Genomic DNA, 17,565 nt, shown 5'->3' on the forward strand with positions numbered 1-17,565 from the left:
TGGATGAGATCGTGCGTGAACGAACGTCGATTAGCGGTACACGAGACCGGAACCGATATTGATGTTGCTGGTATTGCTCGCTTCCTGCTTGGGTTTGACGCTGGACGAAATGTCTCCGCCGAACGCGACACCGACACCATTCTGGTTCTGCGTGTTCTGCGTCTGACCGATGAACTGCTGCGTATTGAACGACAGGTCGTATTTCGCTACGTCGAGGCCGGGAAAATAGAACGACGTTCCGCCGCGCACAGCCGACATTGCACGGCTGTCGAGTTCTTCGGTCACGGCCAGATCCTTGATGGTCAGCGTCTTCATGATGGTTCTCCTTCGGTTGCGCATCGCGCGTTTGGTGGGTTCGAGCAAGCTGTTTGCTCGGGCCAGTAAATGCATGGCCTATGCCAACGTGATCGTTTTGGCCCGAAGGCCTTACTGCGCAACGCTTTCCACCTTCACATCGCTTATCGGGCGACACCTCGCTTGACGCTGACTCGCAGACACTTCGCGCTCCGACTGTCTGTCCGGCACCGACAGCTTCATTTGACGTAGATCGTGATCCTCTTCGAATAGACGGGCGGGTTATGCGGGATGTGCCGGTCATCGCCCATTAGAAGTTGAAGCGTGTGCTTGCCGGGCGGAAGTTCGATCATGGTTTCCGTTTCCCCGGCGCCGTAGTGCAAGTGATTGCGGTCCGAGGGTATTTCCTGATCGAGCGGCGGCAGGTCCGTATCGATGAGCAAGTGATGATGCCCGGTGCTCGGAAACTTCACGCCGCGCGGCGCAACGCCCATGAAACGCAGGCCAAACCACACGCGAAACGGCTTGCCGGCGGGAAGCGTCTGTCCGTCATTCGGATAGCCGATATACGCGTGCGCGTTCGATGGCGCGGGCGTCGGTCCGCCCTCGGCCAGCGCAGCGTGCAGCGGCGTCGCCAGCATGGCGGCGAGCAGAATCGAACGTGAGCGCGAGAACGCGCCAGCGATACGTTGGTTCATGTCGTATGCCCTCGGCAATATGCGTAAGGCGCGCGTGGATAGGCGCAGGATTGGGCGCAAGAGCGCCCCGTTTCATCTCACCGTGATCGTGATTTTTTTGGAGTACACGGGCGGATCATGCGGTACATGGTTGTAGTCGCCCAGGAGCATCTGCAGCGTATGTTTTCCGGGCGGCAGCTCGATGCGCGCATCCGTTTCTCCTGCGCCGTAATGCAGATGATTCCGGTCTGACGGAATCTCTTCATCGAGCGGCGGCAAGTCGGTATCGATCAGCAGATGATGATGGCCGACGTTAGGCAGATCCACGCCCTTGGGACACACGCCCATATTGCGCAAGCCCATGCGCACCCACAGCTTGCCGCCCGTGATGACGGCGCCGTCGGGCGGCCAGATGATGTACGCCTCTGCATTGGCCGGCGCGGGCGTGCGCGTGCGCGCGGCGGAGAAGGAGGAATCGGCCGCCAGCGCGGCAAGCGACGCGAGCGCGCCCAGCACAGTTCTTCTAAGCATGTTTTGGATGCCTCGTTAAAGAAAGGCCGTTCGAATCCGGCGATCGGAATTCGCTTCCAGATTAGGCCGTAACGATTTAAAAAGATATGGTGGACGAAGCGGATGCGCCAGCCACATCCGCATACCTTCTTTTAGGGGATAAATTCATAAAGAGCCGCGTGCTATCGTTATTCAGGCTGCATGTACGACGGCATCGGGTGCGGCATCGTGCGCTGCGGGTGCCGTTCCATCACGGGCGAACCGACAGGGTGTGAATATGTGGCGAACTCTCTTCATCGCAGGCATGTTCGTCGCGATTTGCGCAGCGCTTGCGCGTTTGTCGCCGACGCCCTCGCCTGACAGCATCGCAAGCATGAAAAGCACGAATAGCGCGGACGGCGTGCAGCGCCTGGCGCTTGTCATCGGAAACGACGATTACGCCGAAAACGCCTTGGCAAGCGCACGACGCGATGCAACGCACATGAGCGCTGCGCTTTCGTCACTAGGCTTTAGCGTCACAACGCGCACCGATCTCACTAACGATGCAATGCAACACGCACTCGATGCGTTCGCCAATCGTCTCGGCGCACGCGATACCGCAGTCGTCTATTTCGCGGGCCACGGAATAGAAGCCGGCGCAGACCGCATGCTGCTTCCCATCGATGCGCGCGCAGATGCGCCCGCTACCTTGCTGACAAAAGGCATCGCGGTGCGCGAGATCGTCACGCGCCTCAGCCGCATGCGTCCGCTCGGCGTGAACATCGTCGTGCTGGATATGTGTCTGAACGGTCCCTTCGGCCGCACGCACCCTTATGCCTCCGACTTGCCGCCGCGCACACTGGTGGCCTACGCAACGAGTGCGAATTCGGGCGCCATCGAAAACGCAAGCCAAGGCCTCTACACCGGCGCGCTCTTGCGCACGCTCGTCGAGCAGACAAGCGTGACGGCGGCATCTTTCGATGCAGCGGCATCCCAAGTCGCGCGCTTATCGCATGGCGCGCAGCGTCCTTCGATCGTATCGACGCTCGATGCGCAATGGCCGCTTGGACATCACGCGGCCAATGGTCAGATCACTCAGGAACTCGCCTGGAACCAAACTGGCGGCACACGCATGCGCGGCATTCTTCCAAAGAACAGCAGCGAGCAATACGAACTGACGTTCTGGGAATCCATTAAGGACAGCACTTATCCAAGCGATTACGAGGCCTATTTGAAGTCTTATCCGAACGGACGTTTCGCAGCACTCGCCAAGGCGCGCATCGAACGATTGAAGGCCACCGCCAGCGCGAAGCCTGCGCAGGCAACATCGGCGGCATCGGTGGCATCGGTGGCGAAACCTGTATCGCCTGCCATCGCCGCGCCTGAAAAGCCGCACGAAAGTGCATCAGGCAAGCCCGTCGCGAGCATCACGCCCAAGCCCACGGGCAACGAAATCAAGGACTGCCCGCAATGTCCGCTGCTCATTCCAGTCGCTGCGGGCAGCTTCACAATGGGCAGCAACAACGACGATCCCGGCGAGAAGCCGCCGCATCGCGTGACGATTGCGCGGCCCTTTGCGATCGGCAAATACGAAGTGACGGTCGAGCAATGGAATGCTTGCGTCGATGCAGGCGCGTGTACACGCATCGACACGGACAACGCGTCGAACGCCGCGCCACCCGCGAACTCGCCGATGCGCAATGTCAGTTGGGACGACGCGCAGGTCTACGTGAAGTGGCTCACCAAGATCGGCGGCAAGCCGTATCGCCTGCCGAGCGAAGCGGAATGGGAATTCGCTGCGCGCGGCGGCACGCAAAGCACGTACTGGTGGGGCGAGCAGATGAAAAAAGGCACTGCGGACTGCAAGGACTGCGGCGAGCCGTATCGCGCGGACGGGCCGACGCCCGTTGGATCGTTTGCGCCGAACGGCTATGGCTTGTTCGACGTGAACGGCAGCGTCTGGGAATGGGTCGCGGACTGCTGGCACAGTTCCTACAAGAACGCACCCGCCGATGGCCGAGTCTGGGACGATCCCTCGTGCTCGGTGCGCGTGATTCGCGGCGGATCGTGGCGCGAAGGCGCGGCGTACATGCAGTCGGCCACGCGCTTCAAATACAGCGCGAGCGTGCGTCAGTCGCAAAACGGCTTTCGCGTGGCGCGCGACATGCAGTGAGTGCGTCCATCATCCCGAGACTTTCACGATGATCTGCGACTGCGTATCGCGTTCCATCTTCCTGAGCGCGGGCAGCGCCGCGTTGAAGTCATCGGGCGAACAGACCTGCTTGCCGAAGCGCGCATCGAGTGTGCGCGACACCTGGATCACGTTGCTCGACGGATCGAAGAGATAACGCGAGCGATAGCGAAACGCGCCGCTCGTCAGTTCGAGATCGTCGGGCACTTCCACGACGCGCATCGCCTTGGGCAGCGCGATCTGCGAAACCTCGTCGTAAGCGCCGCTCACGCACAGATAAGGCTGCGTGCGCGTGCGTTCCGCGAGCCAGTTACGCGTCTGCGTGGCGATGCCGCCCGAGAGACTTGTCAGCGCGGGCAATGCGGTCGTGCCGGTCGGCCATACGATGTCGTCGAGCGTGCCGCTCAGCGTCGTCGCGAACGGACCGCTCGTGGCATTGACATCGCTCGTCGTGAGCGCGCCCGCGCCGCGCAGATTCGTATAACGCAGCCGGTCCGCTGCAATCTGGTCACGCCGCTGCGCGTTCGCGAGGCGCAGGTTCATGCGCTCCATCTCGGCGCTCCATCCCGCGTCCTCGACCCAATACGAAAAGCTCGCCTCGCCTTGCGGCCCGACGTCGATCTGCAAGCGCGCCGTGCGCGAGAGCGCCTGCGCCGCGGGCGTGCGCGACAGCACGCCAGCATCGACGAGCAACGCGGGCCGGTCCATGTCCGCGAGCGGCAGAAAGCCGAACTCGACGCTCGCCGCCGTGCTGTCCGCATAGAGATCGAGGTCCGGCAGATACGTGACGATGTGATTGATCGCGCCTGCGCCATAACCCGGCACCGAAGGCAGCGCGTGAACGGAGCCGAGGCCGATCAGCGCAGGCTCGTTGCGAATGCCGAGCGCATCGAGCAGCGCGCCGTACAGCGCGACGTGATCCTTGCAATCGCCGTAGCGGTTCGCGAGCACGTCCGTCACGCGATGCGGCACCGCCGGACTCTGGCCGATGAACATGGCGACGTAGCGGATGTTGCGGCGCACCCAGTCGTAGAGCGTCTTGGCTTTCGCGCGCGCGTCGGCGTCGTGCTGCGTGAGCGATCGTGCGAGCGCGCCGATGGCCGGATCGTTCGCGGTGACATCGGCGGCGGGGCCGCGATAGCTCGCCGCGAAACTCGCGTAGTCGGCAAACGTGGAGACCATCAGCCGGTCGCCGTACTGCGCGTAGCCGACCGATCCGCTCTCGATGCGCCCGATGCGCTCGCGCCGGTAATCGAACGCATAACGCGTGCGGCCGTTTTCGGTCACGGGCGGCTCGGCGACGTAACCGCGCGCATCGGCGTAAAGCGGTTTTCCGGCAGGCAGGTCGAAGACGAGCCGCTGATCCAGCACCGGCCGTTGCGCCGGCTCGACGTAATAGTTGAACTGGCCCGGAATGACCGCGCTCGCCTGGCTTTTCGTGAAATGCAGATGCACCGTCGAGCCGACGCCGACGGCCGGGAAAATCACCGCGCGCAGCTTCGCGTCCTGAAACGTCGGCGCGCCCGCCGAGCGCGGCTCCTGAATGTCGCGAATCTGATCGGGCGATACATCGTGACGCGCGCCGGCCGCATCGATGGAATAGGCCTCGACGATCTCCACCTTCGACACGCTGCGGTCATACCAGACGTAGCGCTGCGCGATCTCGTCGACGCCCGCGGACGTGTTCGCGCGCAGCACCGTGCGGTCGTCCTCGGTGACGGAACCGTCGTCCGCGACGACGAACGCGTGCGCGTCGCTCACGATGGTGGAAGGATCGTCGACGGCCGGCGACGGCGCGGCCCACGCCGGCAGCGCGGCCACGATGAGCCACAACGCATGCAGAGATCGCTTCATGTTCGCCTGACGGTGAATCGCGCGAACGTTCATCGTACAGGAGCCACATTCGCTGCGACAATTTGTATCACATTGAGATATAATTTCGCTCTTTGCCGCACGCCCGCTTCAGCGCCATTCGGCCAGCCAGTGCGCAATCCATCCGTTCACTGACTCCACGAACCGCTGAAAAACGTGTCGCGCACCGTCCTGCTCCGCTGGTTACACGGCTTCCTTCCCGCCCCGGTCACGCTCAAATGGACCGAGCGCCTGCGCGCGGGCGTCGGCGCGCTCATCGGCATTGCGCTGACGGGCGGCATCGCGCATCTGCTCGTCGGCGACGCCTCCGCCATTCCGTTCCTCATCGCGCCGATGGGCGCCTCCGCCGTGCTGCTGTTCGCCGTGCCCGCGAGCCCGCTCGCCCAGCCGTGGTCGATCATGGGCGGCAATCTCGTCTCCGCGATCGTCGGCGTGAGCTGCGCGGCGCTGATCCACGATCCCGTCGATGCCGCCGCGCTCGCCATCGCGCTCGCGATCTGCGCGATGTTCGCGCTGCGCTGCGTGCATCCGCCATCGGGCGCGGTCGCGCTGACGGCGGTGCTGGGCGGCCCGTCGATTCATGCGCTCGGCTACGGCTTCGTGGTCGCGCCGGTCGCAATCCAGTCGGCGGCGCTGCTGTGCTCGGCCATCGTCTTTCATGCGCTTACCGGGCACCGCTATCCGCACGTCGCGCAGGTTTCGCCCAAGGCGCCGGACGCCGGCGCGTTCACCCGCGCCGACCTCGAAGCCGTGCTCGCGCGCCGCAGCGAAATGCTCGACATCGATCCGGACGATCTCGAAGCGCTCTTGCGCGAAACGCAGTTGCAGGCCTACGCGCGCCGCTTCACCGAATTCACCTGCGCGGAAATCATGTCGCGCGGCGTCGTCTCCGTGAGTCCGGACACGAGCGCGGCCGACGCCGTTGCGCTGCTCGACCGGCATCGCGTGAAGGCGCTGCCCGTGATCGATGCGACGCGCCGCGTGCGCGGCATCGTCACGCGCGCGGACCTCGCGCCCGCGCTTCGGTCCTCGCCGCGCGATGCGTTCGCGCGCGCGGTCGAGCGCATCATGCGCGGGCCTTCCGCGACGCCGCCGCGCGTCGCCTCGCTGATGACCACCGATGTCAGCAAGATCGACGCGCGCACGCCCATCGCCGAACTCGTGCCGATGTTCGCCGACCTCGGGCATCACCATATTCCGGTTGTCGACGGCCAGGAGCGGCTCGTCGGCATGATCACCGAAACCGACCTTATTTCCGGCCTGTATCGCCAGAGTTTCACCGGCGAGCGCAAGACCGCGTGAGCCTTCTCATCCGATGAAAAACCCGCGCAACCTCGCCAAGCCCGACTTCGAGCAATTATCCGAATTCCGCTATCAGATGCGGCGCTTCGAGCGTTTCTCCGAGCGCGCCGCGCAGGAAGAAGGCATCACGCCGCTGCAATATCTGCTGCTTCTGCACATCAAGGGCTTTCCTGGCCGCGCATGGGCGACGATCGGCGAGCTGGCCGAGCGATTGCAGGCGCAGCATCACGGCGTGGTCGCGCTCGTCACGCGCTGCGAAGCGCTCGACCTCGTGCGGCGCGAGCCGAGCGCGGAAGACCGGCGGCAGGTGCAGGTGCATCTGCAGCCGCGCGGGGAGCAAGTGCTCGCGCGGCTGGCGGCGCTGCATCGGGCAGAGTTGAAATCGCTGGAAGGCGCGTTTCGCGTGCCGCAGATCGATCTTTGAGTGCGTTGAGTTTTCTGGAGCGAATGGCATGAACCATCACAAACGCGACTTTTCCGTCAACGACCGGCTGCTGCGCATCTGCGGACTGGCGGCGGTCATCGGCGGCATCAGCACGCTCGCGGCCGTCGTGCTCCTCGGGCTGATTCACCTGTTCACGAATCTCTTCTTCTTCCAGACGTTCTCCATCGAGGACCGCTCGCCCGCGTTGAATACGCTCGGGCCGTGGGTCATCGTGGTTCCGGTGATCGGCGGGCTGATCGTCGGCCTGATCGCGCGCTTCGGCTCGGAGAAGATTCGCGGCCACGGCATTCCCGAAGCCATCGAGGCAATTCTCTTCGGCAAGAGCCGGATGTCGCCGAAAGTCGCGGTGCTCAAGCCGCTCTCGTCGGGCATCGTGATCGGCAGCGGCGGGCCGTTCGGCGCGGAAGGCCCGATCATCATGACGGGCGGCGCGCTCGGCTCGTTGATCGCGCAGTGCATCGACGTGACGGCGGCCGAGCGCAAGACGCTGCTCGTCGCGGGCGCGGCGGCCGGCATGACCGCGGTGTTCGGCACGCCGGTCGCGGCCGTGCTGCTGGCGGTGGAACTGCTGCTGTTCGAATGGCGCCCGCGCAGCTTCCTGCCGGTGGCGCTCGCGTGCGCGGTCTCGGGCTTCGCGCGCGCGTTCGTGTTCGGCACGGGCGCCCTCTTTCCGATGCAGACGCAGCCCGCGCACATGATCTCGCTGCTGTCGTGCCTCGTCGCGGGGCTGCTGTCGGGCGTGCTGGCCTCGGGGCTGTCGGCGGCGCTCTACAAGCTCGAAGATGCGTTCGGCAAGCTGCCGGTCCACTGGATGTGGTGGCCGGCGATCGGCGGTGTCGTCGTCGGCATCGGCGGGTTTCTGGAACCGCGTGCGCTCGGCGTCGGCTATGACGTGATCGGCGACCTGCTGCATCAGCACATCGCGATACAGGTCGCGCTCGCGATTCTCGCCGTGAAAGCGGTGATCTGGGTCGTCGCGCTGGCGTCCGGCACGTCGGGCGGCGTGCTCGCGCCGCTGCTCATGCTCGGCGCGGGCTTGGGCACGGTGCTCGGCGCGGTGCTGCCGGGCCACGACGCGGCGCTCTGGCCGCTCGTCTGCATGGCCGCGACGCTCGGGGCGACGCTCGGCGCGCCGCTCACGGCCATCGTCTTCGCGTTCGGCCTCACGCACGACAGCAATGCGCTTTTGCCGCTGCTCGCCGCGACGCTCGTTGCGCACGGCTTCTCGGCTGTCGTGATGCGCCGCTCGATCATGACCGAGAAAATCGCGCGGCGCGGCTATCACATCTATCGCGAATACGGCGTCGATCCGCTGGAGCGTCATCACGTCGATGAAGTGATGACGCGCGACGTGCGAACCATCGATGCCGCAACGCCGCTCGCCGACGTTCTCGCGCAGCACTTCGGCGCGGATCAGGCGCATCGGGCGTATCCGGTCGTGCGCGATGGCGCGCTCGTCGGCATGGTGGACCGCGCGGGGCTGGCGGCGCTCGCCCCGGCGCATGCGGCGACGATCGGCGACGCGCTCGCGCAAAAGAGCGACGCCGCGCCCGTGGTCGCGCTGCCCGGCGAACCGTGCCGCCTCGCCGCGACGCGCCTGGCCGTGCACGAACTGGAGCGCTTGCCGGTGGTGGAGGACAAGACATCGATGACGCTCGTCGGCATCGTGTCGCGCAGCGATCTCGTCAAGCCCGCGCGCGCGCATTTCGACGAGGAGCATCGGCGCGAGCGCTTCCGGGGCTTGCGGCGCACGCAGGCGCTGCGCAAGCCGTAAGCGTTACCTAAGCGTTACCTAAGCGCTACCTGAGCGCTACCTAAGCGCCCCGAGCCGCTTTCGATGCCGCGAGCCGCGCCAGATCCGCGCGCACATCGGCGAGCGGCTGCGACCAGTCGCCGAGTTGCGTCTGCCGATAAAGACGCATCGACGGATACCAGGGCGTAAAGCGCTGGCAGTCATACCAGCGGCAATCGCACGCCTGCGAGAGCAGCACCCAGACCGGGCGATTCAGCGCGGCGGCCAGATGCGCGGGGCCGCTGTCTATCGAAATGATGAGATCGAGATGTTCGCAGGCGCGGGCCGTATCGCCGAAAGTGCGCAGATACGGCGCGAGGTCGCTTATGCCGTGCGCCTGCATCAGCGCGCGCTCGGCTTCGCTCAGTTCCCCCACTTGCAGCGAATAAAACCGGCAATCGGTGTTCGCGAGGACCGTGGCGAGACTGCCGAGCGGCATCGAACGATACGGCTCATGCCGCGCCGTACTCGCGCTGCGCCATATGAGACCGACTTTCGGGCGTGCGTCATCGTCCTGCAACCGGGCGGCTGCATCGGGCGGCAGCGCTCGGGCCGCATCGGGAGCAATCAGCGCGGCCGGGTTCTCGTGCGGGAAGTACGGCGAGCGCTGGTAGCGCGCCCACAGATGAAAGACGGTCGCGACGCGATGGCAGCGTTGCGCCTCTTCCGTGCGCGCCTCGACCGTCGGAGGCACGAGACGAACGCCCTCTCGCGGACGCACCACGTCGCTCCAGAAATCGAAAACTTCGACGACGACCTCGCGCGCGCCCTCGCGCAGCAGGGCATCGACGTAGCGCGAAAAGAGCACGAAGTCGCCGAAGCCGCCCTCGATCATCAGCAGAATCGACGTGCCCGCGACAGGTTCGTCGATGCCGAGCAGTTTCGGCTGCATCATCTCGATCCACGCCCGCTGCCCGCGATGCAGCGTGTCGAGAAGCGCCGCGCCGCGCGCCGTATCCCGATTCATGCGATGCAGTTCATGCGCTTCGTGATATCGGCCGAGGCTGAACAGCACCATGATCAATTCTTCCGTGGCCTGATAGTGGACGAGGTCGGTCATCGGATGAAGCAGGCCGCGTCTTAGCCACGGCTCGGCTTCGGCGTGCATGCCGAGATAATTCATGTCGACGCCGATCTGCCCCGGCCACACGCCGCCGATATCGGGCAGCGCGACGAGTTGGCGAAGCATGGTCTACGCTTCGGCTGCGCGGCCCGACATGCGCAGGGCGCGGACGTTATCGATGGTGATGCGCAGCGGCGCGTTCGTTTCGGCGTTCATTCGTTTATCGACCAGGGCATTGACGGCGGGTGCGTATGCTAATTCGACGCAACGCCAGGCGTGCAAAAACTTGTCTGCTGAATGGTAGGCGACGAGAAAGCATGCCGCATTCGCTTTCTATGCAGGCGCAGTTGCGATTCGCGATCGATGCGTTCGAGCGCAGCGGCGTTGAAACAATCGGCTCGAGCGATATGAACGCTCGCCGAGTCCGGCAAACGCGTTTTTGCGACTTTTAGTTGCGCTGACGGTCGCGGTCCGGATGCATCCGCGCGCCATGCTAAAGTCTCGCCGCCCGCGCGCTTGCGCCGACGTCTCACCCTGCACCGACTTTCATGGAATATTTCCGTCAACGCGCGCCGATCATCGCGGGAACGGCAGCGCTCTTTCTCGTCACGCTTACCGCGAACGAAATACTGTTTCCGAACTCGGAATATGTGCCCGGCGCCAACTGGATCTATCTTCCAGCCGGCATGCGTTTGCTGTGCACGCTTGTTTTCGGTGAAGCCGGCGCAATAGGCATGCTCTGCGCGGCGTGGATCAGCTGTGTTTTCCTGTACTTTCCGCATGACCCGGTGCGCTCACTCTTTTACGGAACGATTTCGGCACTCGCGCCTTATGTGATTTATCTCTTCGCGACGCGCGCGCTCGGATTACACGCCTCGCTTTCGAATCTGACAGCGAAGCGGCTCCTGCTTTTGATCGTGCTCTATTCCATCGCGAGTCCCGCGCTTCATCAGTTATGGCTCGCGATGCACGGCGAATCAGCGGGTGCGGAAAAGCGCTTCGTGGTGATGGTTATAGGCGATTTATCCGGCAGCCTGATCGTCTTCTATACGATCAAGCTCGCTTTATGGGCGATGTTGACGTTTGCACCTTTCAGGCGACGCCTGAGCGAATGACCATGAAAGAAAAGGCGACAAGGAGACAACCAAAAAAAACGCCGTCCGGCTTAAAACCGGACGGCGCGGACTGCCACCACTTATCTTATCTTCTCTCGGGTATCTCTCAGGTTCTCGCGTGGCAAACTGAATAGTAGTAATTTGATTGCCGACCCGATTGCCTGGCATCATAACAGTCGCTTATCAATTTGATAAGTTATTTTCTGTATCGGAGTCTGAACGCGAACGAGTATGCTTTCCGTTAATCGAAAGACAACGGAACGAAACGTCCGGCCGAACATCGGACTCACCATCTCGCGTTCAAGCAAGCCCATGACCATGACGAAAAAACATCTCGTCGACGCTTACTTCCGCTTCTTGAATCTCGCGCAGGCGGTTCAGGCGCTGCCGTCCGTGCCCAAGCTGGACGCGGCGGAGGAGCGGCTGCTCGAAGCACTCACGGCCGCCTGGCACGCGGGCCGCACACTCACCGTCACCGAGACGATGGCGCTCTCGACAGCCGGCGCGCCCGCCACGGTGCACCGCAAGCTCACGCGCCTGAGGGAGCAGGGCCTCGTCACGCTCGACGAAGCCGGCGCGGACCTGCGCACGAAATCCGTCGTGCCGACGCCCAAGGCGCTCGCGTACTTCGAGCAACTCGCCGCGTGTCTGGAAGAAGCGAAGAAGAAGTAGCCGGCGCGCTCGCCGCGCGGCGGTTATGCTGAAGCGCCGGCTAGAACGCAGCCATCCCGGAGCGAGCAAGCCATGAAGCGCATCGACCGCGCGCACAGCATCTTCGACACACCCACGCCGGGCCGGCGCGCCTTCTTGCGCGTCGCCGCAGGCGCGGCGCTATGCATGGGCACCGACGCGTCGTTCGCGACCGACGCCGCCATCGAGCCGATGCACAAGCGCCCTATCCCGTCGACGGGCGAAGCCTTGCCGATCGTCGGCTGCGGCACCTGGCGCACGTTCGATGTCGGCGACGATCCCGCGCGCCGCCGCGAACTCGCCGCCGTGCTGCGCGTGCTCTTCGCGGCGGGCGGCTCGGTCATCGATTCGTCGCCGATGTACGGCTCGTCCGAAGCCGTCGCCGGTGCGCTTCTCACCGAGATGAACGCGCGCGACAAGGCGTTCATCGCGACCAAAGTGTGGACCGAAGGCCGCGACGAAGGCATCGCGCAGATGCGGCAGTCCATGCAGCGGCTCGCGGCGCCGCGCATCGATCTGATGCAGATTCACAATCTCCTCGACTGGCGCACGCAGCTCGCCACGCTGCGCGACTGGAAAGCGGCCGGGCGCGTGCGTTATATCGGCGTGACGCATTACACGTCGAGCGCATTCCCGCAGGTCGAAGCCGTGTTGCGCAGCGAGCGCATCGACTTCGTGCAGATCAATTACGCCGCGAACGACCGCGACGCCGAAGCGCGCCTCTTGCCGCTCGCCGCCGAGCGCGGCGTCGCGGTTATCGTCAATCAGCCGTTCGGCGGCGGGTCGCTGCTTGCGAGCCTGCGCGGGAAGCCGTTGCCAGCTTTCGCGGGCGACATCGGCTGCGCGAGCTGGGCACAGCTTCTGCTCAAGTTCGTGCTGGGAAACGCGGCGGTGACATGCGTGATTCCGGGCACGGGCCGCCGCGAATACATGATCGACAACGTCCACGCGGGCATGGGCGTCTATCCGGATGCGGCGCTCAGACGGCGTATCGCGCAAGCCGTCGCATGAAATTCAACCCGTGACGCGCGGCAGCTAGCGAGCGAGAACACAGCCATGAGCGATCCCTTCAACCTGCAACGTTTCGTCGATGCCCAACAAGGCGTAATCGACGACGTGCGCGCCGAATTGTCGGCGGGCCGCAAACGCACGCACTGGATGTGGTTCGTGTTCCCGCAGATCGCCGGACTCGGCCACAGCCCGATGGCGCAGCGCTACGCGATCCAGTCCCGCGCCGAAGCGCAGGCGTACTGCGCGCATCCGGTGCTCGGCGCGCGGCTCGTCGAACTGACGGGCGTGGTCAACGGCATCGAAGGGCGCGGCATCGAAGACATCTTCGGTTATCCGGACGACATGAAATTCCATTCGTCGATGACGCTTTTCTCGCGCACCGCGCCCGACGCAACTGTCTTCGATCAAGCGCTGCGCCGGCATTTCGGCGGCCTTCCCGACGAAGCGACGCTTCAGCGCCTTGCCTGAACCCGCCGACGGGCATGGCCGTTGCGCCGCCCGCAGCCGTCATCTCGCGTCATATCAGAGGAGCGCGACATCATGAGCCGAGCGCTGAAGCCGCACGACAAAGTGAGCTGGAACACGCCGCAAGGCGAAACGACGGGCCACATCGTTCGCGTGATTTCCGAGCGCACGAAGCTCGACGGCCACACCGTGAACGCGTCGCCCGACGATCCCCATTACGAAGTGGAAAGCGACAAGAGCGGCAAGCACGCGGTGCACAAGGGGAGCGCGCTCAAGCGGCTCTAGCCCGAAGCCGCGCGCCCATGTGCGCCGCGACACGAATCCTGCAAAAGCCGCGATAAACGGTCAAACTGCTACCGCTCGAGTCTCGCGCGGCTGTCGGGAACCGTTTGCCAACTCTTTTGAGGAATTGAAAATGAACTTGAAACGCGTGGCACTGCTCTTCGCATCGTCGGCCATTGGCTTCGCTTCGGCGCCTTCGTTCGCGCAGGTCGCGGGCGCGCAGCCGCTCGGCGTCTCCGTCGAAGTGTCGACGGCGATCATCGACGGCTGGAGCGTGAAGAAGTCGATTCTCAACAAGCCCGTCGTCAACGATGACGGCGCGCGCGTCGGCGTGATCCACGACATCATCGTGGCGCCCGACCATTCGGTGTCGTTCGCGATCATCGCGGCGAACCAGTTCCTCGGCATGTCGCACCACGATGTCGCCGTTCCCATCGAGCAGCTCGATTTCAGGAACGGCAAGCTGGTGCTGCCGGGCGCGACGAAGGACGCGATCAAGGCGCTGCCCGAATTCCAGTACTCGAAAGTGAAGGCGACGCCGGTGGCGCGCGCCCAGTTCGAGCATCATTGATCGCTTGCGGCATAACAATTCTTAACGGAGACCGGATTGCCCATGTTCAACGCTCTTTTGCTCGACAAGGAGGACGAACGCACCGTCGCGTCGGTTCAGCCGATCGACGAATCGCGTCTCGCGGATGGCGACGTGACCGTGCGTATCGAATTTTCGACGCTCAACTACAAGGACGCGCTCGCGATCACCGGCAAGGCGCCGGTCGTGCGCAAGTTCCCGATGGTGCCGGGCATCGACTTCGCGGGCGTGGTCGAGCACAGCGCGCACGCGGACTACAAGCCCGGCGATCTCGTCGTGCTCAACGGCTGGGGCGCCGGCGAGACGCACTGGGGCGGGCTCGCGCAGAAGGCGCGCGTGGCGGGCGATCATCTGATCGCGCTGCCCCCGAAAATCACGACGCGTCAGGCGATGGCCGTCGGCACGGCGGGCTACACGGCGATGCTCTGCGTGCAGGCGCTCGCGCAGCACGGCGTCGCGCCCGGCGACGGCGACGTGCTCGTGACCGGCGCGAACGGCGGCGTCGGCAGCTTCGCGGTGACGATTCTCGCGAAACGCGGCTATCGCGTGATCGCATCGACCGGGCGGCCCGAGGAAGCGGCGCGGCTCTCGCAACTCGGCGCGGCGGACATCGTCGAGCGCACGACGCTCTCCGCGCCCGGCAAGCCGCTGCAGAAGGAGCGCTTCGCGGCGGCGGTGGATTGCGTCGGCAGCCATACGCTCGCGAACGTCTGCGCGAGCCTGCGCTACGGCGGCGCGGTCGCCGCCTGCGGACTCGCGCAAGGCATGGATTTTCCGGCGACGGTCGCGCCGTTCATCCTGCGCGGCGTCGCGCTGCTCGGCGTCGACAGCGTCTATGTGCCACGGCCACGGCGCATCGCGGCGTGGAACGCCATCGCCGATGAAATTCCGGTCGAAACGATCGAAAGCGTCGCGAGCACGATTGCGCTCGGCGAAACGCCGGATTTTGCGGCGCGATTGCTGCGCGGCGAGGTGAAGGGGCGCGTGATCGTGGATGTGAATGCGTGAGGGTCGATGTCGTCGGCGGCTATGCGGTCAACGCGACGCGACGCGCGGCGCTTAGCGATCGCGCTGACGGTGAATCGCGTCGGATCGCACCATCTGCGGATCGAGGCCATGAAGCTCGCGTTCGCTCTCTTGCCAGATGCTCGACTGCGACGCGGCCAACGAATGCCTTATCAATGTGAACGCCTGACGGCTGCGGCACGACGCCTTTCGCGCGAGCGCAATGGCACCGGCGGTTCGCACGGCTGTCAACGGCTGCGGCAGCGTGACCCGAGCGTGACCCGAGCGCGAGCCATGCGTCTGCAGCAATCGGCGACGCGGCCAACGCGACACGCGACGCGCGACGAATCGCCGTAGTCGATGTGAACGCCTGACGGCTGCGGCACGACGCCTTTCGCGCGAGCGCAAAGGCACCGGCGGTTCGCACGGCTGTCAACGGCTGCGGCAATGCGTCTGCAGCAATCGGCGGCTACGCGATCGACTCGCCAGTTCCAGATCACACGCAAATTCAGAACGTATTCCAGCCGTCCGCGCTCGCGACGGCTGGTTCTTTGCGCACCACCCGCCGCGTGACCGCAGCCCGCTTGACCGAAGCAACAGGAGCCTTCGGAGCAACGAAAGCCGCCGACTGCGCAACCTCCCCCGCCTCGACCGAGAAAAACGCCATCACGTCGTTGAGCCTGCGCCCCTGCTGCTCGAGCGACTGCGACGCCGCCGCCGCTTCCTCGACGAGCGCGGCGTTCTGCTGCGTGACCTGATCCATCTGCGTGATCGCCAGATTCACCTGCTCGATGCCGCGTCCCTGCTCCACCGATGCCGCCGCGATCTCCGTCATGATGTCCGTCACGCGCGCGACCGCCTGCGTCACTTCGGACATCGTGGTGCCGGCTTCGCCCGCGAGCGCCGATCCATCGCGCACCTTGTGGGCGGAATCCGCGATCAGATCCTTGATTTCCTTCGCCGCCGCCGACGAGCGCTGCGCGAGACTGCGCACCTCGCTCGCGACCACGGCAAAGCCGCGCCCCTGTTCGCCCGCGCGCGCCGCCTCCACCGCGGCGTTCAGCGCGAGGATGTTCGTCTGAAACGCGATGCTCTCGATCATCCCGGTGATTTCGCCGATACGCGCCGAACTGTCGCTGATGCCCTGCATCGTCGAGACGACGCGGCCCACCACATCGCTGCCCTTTCGCGCGACATCGGAAGCGCTCGATGCGAGCGTGCTCGCCTCCTGCGCGTTCTCCGCGTTCTGCCGGACGGTCGAAGTCAGCTGCTCCATGCTCGCGGCGGTTTCCTGCAATGATGCCGCCTGCTCTTCCGTGCGCTGGCTCAAGTCCGTGTTGCCGCTCGCGAGTTCCTTCGCCGCGCCGCCCACGGCGCCGCTGCTCTCGCGCACGCGGCACACGGTCTCGGTCAGGCGCGTGTTCATCTGCGCGAGCGCGCGCAGCAACTCGCCGGTCTCGTCGTTCGTGCGCACGTCGATCCGGCTTCTCAGATCGCCCCGCGCCACCGTCTGGGCGATGCCGACGGCCGCGCCGATCGGCGCCGTGATCGAGCGCGTGATCGCGATGCCCGCCACCGCCGCGAACAGCGCGCCGAATGTGCACAGCGCGATCAGCAGGTTGCGCTGATTGCGGTAGCTCGCCTCGTGCTCGCGCACGATCTCGTCGCGACGCGCGTTCGTGTACGTCGCATAGTCTTCCGTGGCCTTCACCAGTTGCGCGAGCAGCGGGCGGCAGTCGTCGTCGAGCTTGACGATGGCCTCTTCGCGATGGCCCGCGAGCGCAAGCCGCGCAATCTCAGTGGCGACCGGCCCGTACAGCGCCTCGACGCGCATCATCTCGGCGGCGAGGCTGCGCGCCTTGTCGCTCGTGTCGGTGGCGGCGGCGAGCATGTCGTTGAGCTGCTTCAGACGCGCCGCCACGTCTTCGTGCGCGCGCAGGGCTTGCGCCTTTTCGAGATCGACGTCCGCCGGACGCGTGACGAGCACCAGATTGCGCGCCGCAATCGCGCGACGATCGACGGCGGCGCGGATTTGCGCGGCCACATCGGCGCGCGCGTTGATGCCGTGGACGTAGTGCACGAAGCCGTCGGTCGCAACGGACAACGCGCGCAACGACATGCCCGCGACGAGCACCACCAGCACGGCCAGCAAGCCGAATCCGGCAATCAGCTTGTTCTTGATCGTCATGTTTCGGAAATACGCGCGGAAATACACAATCAGCCTCTCAGGTCTGGTTCTTGGTTCGCGGCGCCTGCTTGCGCGGCCAAACGTTCGCGCGAACG

Annotated in this window: 17 protein-coding genes; 11 read left to right on the forward strand and 6 right to left on the reverse strand. The window is 64.9% G+C overall.

The genetic code is table 11. The features are described 5' to 3' along the window. Nucleotides 1-30: 30 nt before the first annotated feature. The 3 genes from LDZ27_RS17745 to LDZ27_RS17755 all read right to left on the reverse strand — a co-directional run bounded on the left by LDZ27_RS17745 (nt 31) and on the right by LDZ27_RS17755 (nt 1,502). Nucleotides 31-315 carry a hypothetical protein gene (locus LDZ27_RS17745; protein ID WP_244816198.1) on the reverse strand — a complete coding sequence of 95 codons (285 nt, stop codon included), beginning with the start codon at nt 313-315 and terminating at the stop codon, nt 31-33. A gap of 218 nt (nt 316-533) precedes the next feature. Then, nucleotides 534-935, reverse strand: a complete 402-nt coding sequence (locus LDZ27_RS17750; RefSeq protein ID WP_244817316.1) for a DUF4399 domain-containing protein — start codon at nt 933-935, stop codon at nt 534-536. A gap of 129 nt (nt 936-1,064) precedes the next feature. Then, nucleotides 1,065-1,502, reverse strand: a complete 438-nt coding sequence (locus tag LDZ27_RS17755; protein ID WP_244816199.1) for a DUF4399 domain-containing protein — start codon at nt 1,500-1,502, stop codon at nt 1,065-1,067. A gap of 256 nt (nt 1,503-1,758) precedes the next feature. Here LDZ27_RS17755 and LDZ27_RS17760 point away from each other — a divergent pair, with 256 nt between their 5' ends. Beyond that, nucleotides 1,759-3,633, forward strand: a complete 1,875-nt coding sequence (locus LDZ27_RS17760) for an SUMF1/EgtB/PvdO family nonheme iron enzyme (protein ID WP_370653405.1) — start codon at nt 1,759-1,761, stop codon at nt 3,631-3,633. A gap of 9 nt (nt 3,634-3,642) precedes the next feature. Here the strand turns inward: LDZ27_RS17760 and LDZ27_RS17765 are convergent, their stop codons facing one another. After that, nucleotides 3,643-5,505 (reverse strand): DUF3857 and transglutaminase domain-containing protein, encoded by a 1,863-nt coding sequence (locus tag LDZ27_RS17765; protein ID WP_244816201.1) that lies wholly within the window; start codon nt 5,503-5,505, stop codon nt 3,643-3,645. Nucleotides 5,506-5,679: 174 nt separating this feature from the next. Here LDZ27_RS17765 and LDZ27_RS17770 point away from each other — a divergent pair, with 174 nt between their 5' ends. From LDZ27_RS17770 to LDZ27_RS17780, 3 genes are read left to right on the forward strand one after another with little or no spacing between them, the layout of a single operon-like run. Continuing rightward, nucleotides 5,680-6,825, forward strand: coding sequence for an HPP family protein (locus tag LDZ27_RS17770; protein WP_244816202.1), 1,146 nt, complete (start codon nt 5,680-5,682; stop codon nt 6,823-6,825). A gap of 13 nt (nt 6,826-6,838) precedes the next feature. After that, nucleotides 6,839-7,249 (forward strand): MarR family winged helix-turn-helix transcriptional regulator, encoded by a 411-nt coding sequence (locus tag LDZ27_RS17775; protein WP_244816203.1) that lies wholly within the window; start codon nt 6,839-6,841, stop codon nt 7,247-7,249. A 28-nt stretch (nt 7,250-7,277) separates the two neighbouring features. After that, nucleotides 7,278-9,044 carry a chloride channel protein gene (locus tag LDZ27_RS17780; RefSeq protein ID WP_244816204.1) on the forward strand — a complete coding sequence of 589 codons (1,767 nt, stop codon included), beginning with the start codon at nt 7,278-7,280 and terminating at the stop codon, nt 9,042-9,044. A gap of 40 nt (nt 9,045-9,084) precedes the next feature. Here the strand turns inward: LDZ27_RS17780 and LDZ27_RS17785 are convergent, their stop codons facing one another. Next, the gene (locus LDZ27_RS17785) at nt 9,085-10,251 is read right to left on the reverse strand and encodes a glycosyltransferase family 9 protein (RefSeq protein ID WP_244816205.1); all 1,167 of its coding nucleotides are present in this window, start codon (nt 10,249-10,251) and stop codon (nt 9,085-9,087) included. Nucleotides 10,252-10,673: 422 nt separating this feature from the next. Between LDZ27_RS17785 and LDZ27_RS17790 the strand changes: the two genes are divergently transcribed. From LDZ27_RS17790 to LDZ27_RS17820, 7 genes are all read left to right on the forward strand, one after another. Further along, nucleotides 10,674-11,240, forward strand: a complete 567-nt coding sequence (locus tag LDZ27_RS17790) for a hypothetical protein (protein ID WP_244816206.1) — start codon at nt 10,674-10,676, stop codon at nt 11,238-11,240. 318 nt (nt 11,241-11,558) lie between these two features. Next, a complete protein-coding gene (locus LDZ27_RS17795) occupies nt 11,559-11,912 on the forward strand; it encodes a winged helix-turn-helix domain-containing protein (RefSeq protein WP_244816207.1) in 354 nt (117 codons plus the stop codon). A 72-nt stretch (nt 11,913-11,984) separates the two neighbouring features. Beyond that, nucleotides 11,985-12,941, forward strand: a complete 957-nt coding sequence (locus LDZ27_RS17800) for an aldo/keto reductase (RefSeq protein ID WP_370653406.1) — start codon at nt 11,985-11,987, stop codon at nt 12,939-12,941. Nucleotides 12,942-12,986: 45 nt separating this feature from the next. Next, entirely contained in the window at nt 12,987-13,409 is a 423-nt protein-coding gene (locus tag LDZ27_RS17805; protein ID WP_244816208.1) for a DUF1810 domain-containing protein, read from the forward strand. 72 nt (nt 13,410-13,481) lie between these two features. Further along, nucleotides 13,482-13,691: a DUF2945 domain-containing protein gene (locus tag LDZ27_RS17810; RefSeq protein WP_244816209.1), complete on the forward strand. Its 210-nt coding sequence runs from the start codon at nt 13,482-13,484 to the stop codon at nt 13,689-13,691. A gap of 130 nt (nt 13,692-13,821) precedes the next feature. Beyond that, nucleotides 13,822-14,259 carry a PRC-barrel domain-containing protein gene (locus tag LDZ27_RS17815; RefSeq protein ID WP_244816210.1) on the forward strand — a complete coding sequence of 146 codons (438 nt, stop codon included), beginning with the start codon at nt 13,822-13,824 and terminating at the stop codon, nt 14,257-14,259. Nucleotides 14,260-14,301: 42 nt separating this feature from the next. Then, on the forward strand, nt 14,302-15,285 hold the full coding sequence (locus LDZ27_RS17820) for an MDR family oxidoreductase (RefSeq protein WP_244816211.1): 984 nt from the start codon (nt 14,302-14,304) through the stop codon (nt 15,283-15,285). A gap of 505 nt (nt 15,286-15,790) precedes the next feature. Here LDZ27_RS17820 and LDZ27_RS17825 read toward each other — a convergent pair. Continuing rightward, nucleotides 15,791-17,470, reverse strand: coding sequence for a methyl-accepting chemotaxis protein (locus LDZ27_RS17825; protein WP_244816212.1), 1,680 nt, complete (start codon nt 17,468-17,470; stop codon nt 15,791-15,793). Nucleotides 17,471-17,565 lie beyond the last annotated feature (95 nt).

It is taken from the genome of Caballeronia sp. Lep1P3 (assembly GCF_022879595.1).
Taxonomy (GTDB): Bacteria; Pseudomonadota; Gammaproteobacteria; order Burkholderiales; family Burkholderiaceae; genus Caballeronia.

Excerpts from the sequence above, each read along its gene's own strand:
- LDZ27_RS17820 (WP_244816211.1), top strand. The coding sequence starts at position 14,302 with ATGTTCAACGCTCTTTTGCTCGACAAGGAGGACGAACGCACCGTCGCG.
- LDZ27_RS17760 (WP_370653405.1), top strand. The coding sequence starts at position 1,759 with ATGTGGCGAACTCTCTTCATCGCAGGCATGTTCGTCGCGATTTGCGCA.
- LDZ27_RS17745 (WP_244816198.1), bottom strand. The coding sequence starts at position 315 with ATGAAGACGCTGACCATCAAGGATCTGGCCGTGACCGAAGAACTCGAC.
- LDZ27_RS17805 (WP_244816208.1), top strand. The coding sequence starts at position 12,987 with ATGAGCGATCCCTTCAACCTGCAACGTTTCGTCGATGCCCAACAAGGC.
- LDZ27_RS17750 (WP_244817316.1), bottom strand. The coding sequence starts at position 935 with ATGCTGGCGACGCCGCTGCACGCTGCGCTGGCCGAGGGCGGACCGACG.
- LDZ27_RS17800 (WP_370653406.1), top strand. The coding sequence starts at position 11,985 with ATGAAGCGCATCGACCGCGCGCACAGCATCTTCGACACACCCACGCCG.
- LDZ27_RS17790 (WP_244816206.1), top strand. The coding sequence starts at position 10,674 with ATGGAATATTTCCGTCAACGCGCGCCGATCATCGCGGGAACGGCAGCG.
- LDZ27_RS17785 (WP_244816205.1), bottom strand. The coding sequence starts at position 10,251 with ATGCTTCGCCAACTCGTCGCGCTGCCCGATATCGGCGGCGTGTGGCCG.
- LDZ27_RS17795 (WP_244816207.1), top strand. The coding sequence starts at position 11,559 with ATGACGAAAAAACATCTCGTCGACGCTTACTTCCGCTTCTTGAATCTC.
- LDZ27_RS17755 (WP_244816199.1), bottom strand. The coding sequence starts at position 1,502 with ATGCTTAGAAGAACTGTGCTGGGCGCGCTCGCGTCGCTTGCCGCGCTG.
- LDZ27_RS17825 (WP_244816212.1), bottom strand. The coding sequence starts at position 17,470 with ATGACGATCAAGAACAAGCTGATTGCCGGATTCGGCTTGCTGGCCGTG.
- LDZ27_RS17810 (WP_244816209.1), top strand. The coding sequence starts at position 13,482 with ATGAGCCGAGCGCTGAAGCCGCACGACAAAGTGAGCTGGAACACGCCG.
- LDZ27_RS17765 (WP_244816201.1), bottom strand. The coding sequence starts at position 5,505 with ATGAAGCGATCTCTGCATGCGTTGTGGCTCATCGTGGCCGCGCTGCCG.
- LDZ27_RS17775 (WP_244816203.1), top strand. The coding sequence starts at position 6,839 with ATGAAAAACCCGCGCAACCTCGCCAAGCCCGACTTCGAGCAATTATCC.
- LDZ27_RS17780 (WP_244816204.1), top strand. The coding sequence starts at position 7,278 with ATGAACCATCACAAACGCGACTTTTCCGTCAACGACCGGCTGCTGCGC.
- LDZ27_RS17815 (WP_244816210.1), top strand. The coding sequence starts at position 13,822 with ATGAACTTGAAACGCGTGGCACTGCTCTTCGCATCGTCGGCCATTGGC.